The 9,287-nt window shown below is 74.9% G+C and carries 2 pseudogenes; both read right to left on the reverse strand.

Annotated elements, in window-relative coordinates:
- Window positions 1–52: 52 nt before the first annotated feature.
- Window positions 53–3,494 (reverse strand): annotated as a pseudogene (locus tag OO63_RS47875) (type I polyketide synthase); the annotation flags it as partial.
- A 185-nt stretch (window positions 3,495–3,679) separates the two neighbouring features.
- A pseudogene (locus OO63_RS41850) lies at window positions 3,680–9,287 on the reverse strand (type I polyketide synthase); the annotation flags it as partial.

The following is a 9,287-nucleotide window of genomic DNA, read 5'->3' on the forward strand; positions in this document are numbered from 1 at the left end:
GGACGGCGTAGGGGCCGCTCGTCGTGGGCGCGGGCGCGGACACGACGGTCCAGTCCACGCGGAACAGCGAGTCGTCGTCGCCGGTGCCGGACGCGGCGTCAAGCTCCCCGGCCGCGAGGGCGCGCAGGACGAGGGAGTCGACGGTGGCGACGGGTTTGCCGGAGGCGTCGGCGAGGGTGAGGGACACGGCGCCGGAGGCGGCGGGCGTGAGGCGGACGCGCAGCGCCGACGCGCCGGTCGCGTACAGGGTCACGCCGGTCCAGGAGAACGGCAGCCGGGCGCCCGTCGTCCCGTCGTCGCCGACGGTGGTGAGGGCGAGCCCGTGCAGGCTGGCGTCGAGGAGCGCCGGGTGCAGCGCGTACGCGGACGCGTCGGCGCGCTGTCCGTCGGCGAGGGCGACCTCGGCGAACACCTCGTCGCCGAGGCGCCAGGCGGCCTGTACGCCCTGGAAGGCCGGGCCGTAGCCGAGGCCCGCGGCGGCGAAGCCCGCGTACAGCTCGGTGGTCTCCACGGCGACGGCGCCGGCCGGGGGCCACTGGGCGAGGCCGGTGGCGGTGGCCGTGGGGCGCGCGGACGACGGGTCGGCGGCGGTGAGGACACCGGCCGCGTGCCGGGTCCACGGCTCGTCGGGGACGTCGTTCTGGCGCCGCGAGTGCAGGGTGAAGGGGCGGCGGCCGGTGTCGTCGGGCTCCTCGACCCACAGTTGGAGCTGGACGCCGGTGCCGTCGTCGGGCAGGACGAGCGGGGCTTCGAGGATCAGCTCTTCGAGCAGGTCGCAGCCGACCTCGTCACCGGCGCGCACGGCCAGTTCGACGAAGGCCGTGCCGGGCAGGAGCGTCCGGTCGGCGACGACGTGGTCGGTGAGCCAGGGGTGCGCGTCGACCGAGAGCAGGCTCGTGAAGAGCCGGGCGTCGCTCCCGGCGACCTGGACGGCCGCGCCGAGCAGGGGGTGGTCGGCGTCGGTGAGTCCGGCCGACGTGACGTCGCCGGTGAGGGCCGGGGCGTGCAGCCAGTAGCTCTGGTGCTGGAAGGCGTAGGTGGGCAGGTCGACGCGGGCGCGGGACGCGACGGGGGCGTACAGCGGCGTCCAGTCGACGTCGATGCCGCGCACGTGGAGCTGGGCGAGGGCGGTGAGGAACGTGTCGGGCCCGGGGCGGTCCTTGCGGGCGGCGACGACGAGGCCCGCCTGGGCGACCGGGTCGGTGATCGTGTCGTGGGCCATCGCCGTCAGGACGGCGTCGGGGCCGAGTTCGAGGAGCGTGGACGCCTCGAAGCGGGTGAGGGTGGCGAGTCCGTCGTGGAAGCGGACGGCCTCGCGGATGTGCCGGACCCAGTAGTCGGGGTCCTTGAGCTGGGCGGGCTCGGCGAGTTCGCCCGTGACGTTGGAGACGACGGGCAGCTTCGGGGTCTCGTACGTCAGCCCCTGCGCGACCGCGCGGAACTCGTCCAGGATCGGGTCCATGAGGGGTGAGTGGAAGGCGTGGGAGACCTTCAGCCAGCGGACCTTGCGGCTCTCTCCGCGGAGGTTCCCCTCCAGGCCCTCCAGGGCCGTGCGGTCACCGGAGAGCACGACCTGCGAAGGACCGTTGACGGCAGCCAGTCCGACGCGGCCCTCCAGGTCGGCCAGCAGCGGCAGCACGTCCGCCTCGGCGGCCTGCACCGCCAGCATGGCCCCGCCCTCGGGCAGCGACTGCATCAACCGGCCGCGCGCGGCGACCAGTTGAGCCGCGTCTTCCAGGGACCAGAGTCCGGCCACGTACGCGGCCGTCAGCTCACCGATCGAGTGCCCGCCGACAATCTCCGGCCGCACCCCCGTCGGACGCCAGTGCCTCAAGGCCGGTGAGGAACTGCTCCCGGTCCTGGCCGAACACGACAGCGCGGTGCTCGTGCAGGGCGCGGGCCGACAGGAGGGTCCAGCCGACGTCGGCGGGGTCGAGGTCGGTGCGGGCGGCCACGTGTTCGCGGAGCTTGGCGGCCTGTGCGCCGAGGGCGTCGGCGGTGCGGGCCGACACCAGCCACGGGAGGGCGGTGGCCGGGGTGGCCGACGCGGAGGCCTCGGGGGCCGCTGCGGACTCCGCCACCGGAGTCTGTTCCACCGGGGCCTGTTCCACCGGGGCCTGTTCCACGATGACGTGAGCGTTCGTGCCGCTCACGCCGAAGGACGAGACGCCCGCGCGGCGCGGCACGCCGTCCTCGCGCTCCGCCCAGGCGCGGGCCTCGGTCAGGAGTTCCACGGCGCCGACGGACCAGTCGACGTGGGTGCTCGGCTCGTCGACGTGCAGGGTCTGGGGCAGGACGCCCGCCCGCATCGCCATGACCATCTTCATGATGCCCGCGACACCGGCGGCGGCCTGCGTGTGGCCGAGGTTGGACTTCACGGAGCCGAGCCACAGCGGCCGGTCGGCGGGCCGGTCCTGGCCGTACGTGGCGATCAGGGCCTGGGCCTCGATCGGGTCGCCGAGCGTGGTGCCGGTGCCGTGGCCCTCGACGGCGTCGATCTGCTCGGGGGCCAGGTGGGCGTTGGCGAGGGCCTGGAGGATGACGCGCTGCTGGGAGGGGCCGTTGGGGGCGGTCAGACCGTTGGACGCGCCGTCCTGGTTCACGGCGGAGCCACGGACGACGGCGAGGACCTGGTGCCCGTTGCGGCGGGCGTCGGACAGGCGCTCCAGGAGGAGCAGGCCCGCGCCCTCGCCCCAGCCGGTGCCGTCCGCCGCGTCGGCGTACGGCTTGCAGCGGCCGTCGGAGGCGAGGCCGCGCTGCTTGCTGAAGTCGACGAACGTGCCGGGCGTGAACATCACGGTGACGCCGCCCGCGAGGGCGAGGGAGCACTCGCCCTGGCGCAGCGCCTGGATGGCCAGGTGCAGGGCGACCAGGGACGACGAGCAGGCCGTGTCGACGGTGACCGCCGGTCCCTCGAGGCCGAAGGTGTAGGCGACGCGGCCGGACACGATGCTGCTGGACGCGCCGGTGCCGAGGTAGCCCTCGACGTCCTCCGGCACGGAGTGCAGCCGCGACGCGTAGTCGTGGTACATGACGCCGGCGAAGACACCGGTGTGGCTGCCGCGCAGCGAGGCCGGGTCGATGCCCGCGCGCTCGAACAGCTCCCAGGAGGTCTCCAGGAGCAGGCGCTGCTGCGGGTCGGTGGCCAGCGCCTCGCGGGGCGAGATGCCGAAGAACGGGGCGTCGAACCGGTCGGCGTCGTGCAGGAATCCGCCCACGCGGGCGTAGGGGCTGTCGTCGCCGTCCGGGTCGTGCAGCGCGTCCGCGTCCCAGCCGCGGTCCGTGGGGAACGGGGTCAGGGCGTCGGTGCCCTCGGAGACGAGCTGCCACAGCTCTTCCGGGGTACGGACGCCGCCGGGGTAGCGGCAGCTCATCGACACGATGGCGATGGGCTCCTGGTCCCGCTCCTCCACCTCGCGCAGACGGCGACGAGCTTGACGCAAGTCGGATGTCGTCCGCTTGAGGTAGTCCCGAAGCTTCTCCTCGTTCGACATCTGGTCGTCAGCTCCTCGTGGTGTTGATGAAGGCCGCGCTGGTGGCGCTGGTCGTGCGGTCGATTGCTTCAGGTGCTTCGGGGACTACGGATGCTTCAGGGACTTCTGGTACTTCGGGGGCTACAGGCGTTGCGGGGGCTACAGGTGTTTCGTGGGCTACGGGTGTTTCGTGGGCTTCCGGCACGTCAGTCGAGTCCGAGTTCGTCGTCGAGCGCATCGAAGAGTTCCTCGTCCGATACGGCGTCCAGGTCCAGGTCGTCGTCCTGCGGACCCGCGCCGCCGGGGCCCTGGCCCTGGGGTGCGCTCCACCGCGAGAGGAGGGTCTGGAGCCGGATGGTGATCTTCGAGTGGAGGATGCCGCCGTCCGCCTCCATCGCGAGCAGCGACGACTCCAGGCGGTCCAGTTCGTCGAGCACCGAGGGCCCGCCGCCGCCCGGTCCCTCGCCGAGGGGGAGGGCGGTGGCCAGGTGGGCCGCGAGGGCGGCCGGGTTCGGGTAGTCGAAGATCAGGGTGGCGGGCAGGCGCAGTCCGGTGGCTCCGTTCACGGCGTTGCGCAGTTCGACGGCGGTGAGGGAGTCGAAACCGAGCTCGCGGAAGGCGCGGTGGGCCTCCACGGCGGCCGCGGACTCGTAGCCGAGGACCGCGGCGACGTGGGTGCAGACCAGTTCGGTGAGCACCTTGTCGCGCTCCGCCGCGTCGAGGCCGCCGAGCTTGGCGAGCAGCGTGGCCTGGCCGGTGGGCGCGCTCGTGGCGGCACCAGCGGCGGTCCGCCGCAGCGGGGTGCGGACCAGGCCGCGCAGCAGCGGCGGGACGGCGTCGGCGTCCGTGCCCGCAGTGGCGCGCAGGGACGCGGTGTCCAGGCGCAGCGGTACGAGGGCGGCGGGGGCCGACGGGTGCGGCGGTGCGGTGCGGGTCACCGCGGTGTCGAGGAGGGCGAGGCCCTCCTGCGTGGACAGTGCGGCGACGCCGCCGCGCGCCATGCGCTCCAGGTCCGCGCCGGCCAGGCCGTCGGTCATGTCGCTGCCCTGCGCCCACAGGCCCCAGGCGAGGGAGGTCGCGGGCAGGTCCTCGGCGTGGCGGGCGGCCGCGAGGGCGTCCAGGAAGGCGTTCGCCGCCGCGTAGTTGGCCTGCCCGGCGCCGCCGAGGACTCCGGCGGCGGAGGAGAACAGGACGAACGCGGACAGGTCAAGGCCGGCCGTCAGCTCGTGCAGGTTGAGGGCCGCGTCCACCTTCGGGCGGAGCACCGTGTCCAGGCGCTCCGGCGTCAGGGACGTGATCACCCCGTCGTCGAGTACGCCCGCCACATGGACGACCGCCGACAGTGCGCCGCCGGTCCGCTCGAGGAGGGCGCGCAGCGCGTCGCGGTCGGCGATGTCGCACGCGGCCACGGTGACGTCCGCGCCCGACTCGGCGAGTTCGGCGGCGAGTTCGTCTGCTCCTGCCGCGTCCTTGCCTCGGCGGGAGACCAGGAGGAGGTCGCGTACGCCGTGGTGCTCGGCGAGGTGTCGCGTCACGACGCGACCGAGACCGCCGAAGGCGCCCGTGACGAGGACCGTGCCCGTGCCGAACGGAGCGGTGACGTCGGCGGCCTGGGCGGCGGTGACGCGGGCCAGTCGGGGCACCCACACCTCGCCGTCGCGGACCGCCGCTTCGGGCTCGCCCGATGCGAGCACGGAGGCCAGCGTCGAGTCGTCGACCAGGCACTCGTCCGCATCCGCGTCCGTGTCCGTGTCCGTGTCGACGAGGACGAACCGTCCGGGGTGCTCGGCCTGCGCCGACCGCACCAGGCCCCACACCGCGGCGCCCAACGGGTCGGCCACCGTGTCGCCTGCCGCGACCGCGCCCCGCGTCACCACGGCGAGCCGCGCGTCGGCGAACCGCACGTCGGCGAGCCAGCCCTGCACGACGGCGAGGGCTTCGGCGAGCACGGCGGAGACGGACTCGGGTCGTACGAAGCCGTCGCGGGCATCGAAGCTCTCGCGGGCGTCGAAGCCGTCGCGGGCGTCCGCGCCGTGAGAGCCGTCGCGGCCGTCGGCGGCGGGGACCGGCCCGGCCCCGGCCGACCACACCACCGCAGCCGGAACCTCCTCCCCCGCGTCCACCGCGGCGGCCAGCGCCGCGAGGTCCGCGAAGACCGGCGCACCGGTCACCGTGGCGCCCGTCCCGAGCTGCGCCGACGGCACCCGCTCGGCGGGCGCGGTCTCGGCCTGCCGCTGCCAGGCGACGTGGAACATCGAGTCGTCGGCCGACCCGCCGCCGAGCCGGTCCACCTCGACCGGCCGGAACACCAGGGAGTCCACGGTGGCGACCGGGTCGCCGAGCCCGTCGGCGACGGCGAGCGCCACGCCGCCGTCGCCCGCCGGGGTCAGCCGGACGCGCAGCGCGGAGGCGCCGGTCGCGTGCAGCGAGACGCCGGTCCAGGCGAACGGGAGCCGTGCGCCGCCGCTCTCGCCGTCAGTCCGCGTGTCGTCGCGGAGCACGCCGAGGCCGAGCACGTGCAGGGACGCGTCCAGGAGGGCGGGGTGCAGCCGGAAGGAGTCCGCGTTCTGGTGCTGCTCCTCGGGCAGGGCGACTTCGGCGAAGACCTCGTCGCCGCGCCGCCAGGCCGCGCGCAGTCCCTGGAAGGCCTCTCCGTAGGCGAAGCCCAGCTCCGTCAAGTGCCGGTACAGGTCCTCGACATCGACTTCGGCGGCGTCGCGGGGCGGCCATTCGGCGAGCCGGAACGCGGCCTGCGGCTGGCCGCCGCCGGAGAGGACACCGCTCGCGTGGGCGGTCCACCCGCCGTCGTCGGCGTGGTCGTCGCGCTCCTCGCGGGAGTGCAGGGCGACGCTCCGCCGCCCGTCGTCGTCCGCGGCACCGACGCTGACCTGGACCTGAACGGCGCCACGCGCAGGCAGTACGAGCGGAGCCGCAAGCGTCAGGTCCTCCAGCGTCCCGCAGCCCACCTCGTCACCGGCCCGCACGGCCAGCTCCACGAAGGCGGTCCCGGGCAGCAGCACCCGCCCGGCGACGGCGTGGTCGGCGAGCCACGGGTGCGTGGCCACCGAGAGGCGTCCGGTGAACAGGTATCCGTCCGTGCCCGCCAGCGGCACGGCCGCCCCGAGCAGCGGGTGCCCGGCCGGGGTGAGCCCCGTGCCGGACACGTCGCCGACCGCGCCGACGGCCGCGCTCGGCCAGTAGCGGCGCCGCTGGAAGGCGTACGTGGGCAGGTCCACGCGGCGCTTCGGCGTCGACACGTACAGCGGCGTCCAGTCGACCTCGACTCCGCGCACGTGCAGGTGGGCCAGCGCCGCCAGGAACGTGTCCGGCTCCGGGCGGTCCTTGCGCACCGCCGCGACGAGACCGGCCTGCGCGTCCGGGTCGGTGACCGTGTCGTGCGCCAGTCCCTCGGCGACCTTGCGGAAGTCCTCCAGGACGGGGTCCATGAGGGGCGAGTGGAAGGCGTGCGACACCTTCAGCCACCGCACCTTGCGGCCCTCACCCCGCAGCTTCTCCTCCAGGCCCGCCAGCGCGGCCCGCTCACCGGAGAGCACGACCTGAGACGGACCGTTGACCGCCGCGACGCCGACACTCTCCGAGAGTCCTTCAAGCAGCGGCAGTACGTCGGCTTCGGCGGCCTGCACGGCCAGCATGGCCCCGCCCTCGGGCAGCGACTGCATCAACCTGCCGCGCGCGGCGACCAGTTGAGCGGCGTCCTCCAGGGACCACAGTCCGGCGACGTACGCGGCGGCAAGCTCACCGATGGAGTGCCCACCGACCACCTCGGGCCGCACCTCGAACGACTCGGCGAGGCGGAACAGCGCGACCTCGACGGCGAACAGGGCGGGCTGCGCGTACTCGGTCCGCTCAAGGAGCTCCGCGTCCGTGCCGAACATGACGTCCTTGAGCGGGCGTTCCAGCAGCCCGTCCAGGTGCGCGCACGTGCTCGCGGAGGCGGTCGGCCTGGGCGCGCAGCGCGTCGGCGGTGCGTGCCGACACCAGCCAGGGCAGGGCGGTCGCGGGCGTGCCGGTGACCGGCTCGGCGACGGCCGCGGGCTCGGCCGCGGGTGCCTGCTCGACGATCACGTGGGCGTTGGTGCCGCTGACGCCGAACGAGGACACGCCCGCGCGGCGGGGACGCCCGGCCTCCGGCCAGGAACGTGCCTCGGCGAGCAGCGCCACGGCACCGGTCGACCAGTCGACGTGTGTGCTCGGCTCGTCCACGTGCAGGGACTGCGGCAGCACGCCCTCCTGCATCGCCATGACCATCTTGATGACTCCGGCGACGCCCGCGGCGGACTGGGTGTGGCCAATGTTGGACTTGATGGAGCCGAGCCACAGGGGCTGTTCGGCGGGGCGGTCCTGGCCGTACGTGGCGAGGAGTGCCTGGGCCTCGATGGGGTCGCCGAGGGTGGTGCCGGTGCCGTGGGCCTCGACGGCGTCGACGTCGGCGCCGGTGAGTCCGGCGCCGGTGAGGGCGGCGCGGATGACGCGCTGCTGGGACGGGCCGTTGGGGGCCGTGAGGCCGTTGCTGGCGCCGTCCTGGTTGATCGCCGAGCCGCGGACGACGGCGAGGACTTCGTGGCCGTTGCGGCGCGCGTCGGAAAGACGCTCCAGGAGGAGCAGGCCGACGCCCTCGCCCCAGCCGGTGCCGTCGGCGGCTTCCGCGAAGGGCTTGCAGCGGCCGTCGGCGGCGAGGCCGCGCTGGCGGCTGAACTCGTGGAAGGCCGCCGGGCTGACCATGACGGTCACGCCGCCCGCCAGCGCCATGTCGCACTCGCCCTGGCGCAGGGCCTGGGCGGCGAGGTGCAGGGCGACGAGGGAGGAGGAGCAGGCGGTGTCGACGGTGACGGCGGGGCCCTCCAGGCCGAAGGAGTACGAGAGGCGGCCGGAGATGACGCTGGTGGCGTCGCCCGTCATGAGGTAGCCCTCGACGCCTTCCGGCGCGTTGGCGAGGCCCGCGGACCAGCCCTGGGCGCAGGCGCCGACGAACACGCCGGTGCTGCTGCCGTGCAGGGCCGACGGGGCGATGCCCGCGCGCTCGAAGAGTTCCCAGGAGGTCTCCAGGAGGAGCCGCTGCTGCGGGTCCATGGCCAGGGCCTCGCGCGGCGAGATGCCGAAGAGCCCGGCGTCGAACTCGGAGACGTCGTAGAGGAATCCGCCCTGCGCGGCGAAACCGGCGTCGGCGGTGCGGCCCTCCTCGGGCTGGAACAGTCCGTCGGGGCCCCAGCCGCGGTCGGCGGGGAAGACGGAGATGGCGTCGGTGCCGTCGGAGACCAGGCGCCACAGGGCGTCGGGGCTGGTGGCGCCGCCGGGGTAGCGGCGGGCCCGCAGGTAGGCCGCGAGGACGGCGGACGTCGGGTAGTCGAAGACGAGGGTGGTGGGGAGCTTCAGGCCGGTCGCGGCGGCGAGGCGGTTGCGCACCTCGACGGCCGTGACCGAGCCCCGCGTTCCCGGGGCGAGGGCCGTCCCGGGCCCGGCGAGCGCCCGCCGCACCTCCGGCAGGTCCCCGAGGAACGGGCTCGGCCGCACCGACGTGAACGACGGCGCGAACCGCTCCCAGTCCACGTCCGCCACGGCCAGGAACGTCTCGTCGTGAGCGACCGCCTGCGCGAGCGCCGCGACCGCCCGCTCCGGCGCCATCGCCGTCACGCCCCGGCGCCGCAGGTGTTCCTCGGCCTCCTCGGCCGCCGCCATGCCGCTGCCGCCCCAGGCGCCCCAGGCGACGCTGGTCGCGGTCAGGCCGCGGGCGCGGCGGGCCTCGGCGAGCGCGTCGAGGTAGGCGTTGGCCGCCGCGTACGCGCCCTGCCCGCC

Origin of the sequence: Streptomyces alboflavus, from assembly GCF_000716675.1 — a bacterium.
Classification (GTDB): Bacteria; Actinomycetota; Actinomycetes; order Streptomycetales; family Streptomycetaceae; genus Streptomyces; species Streptomyces alboflavus.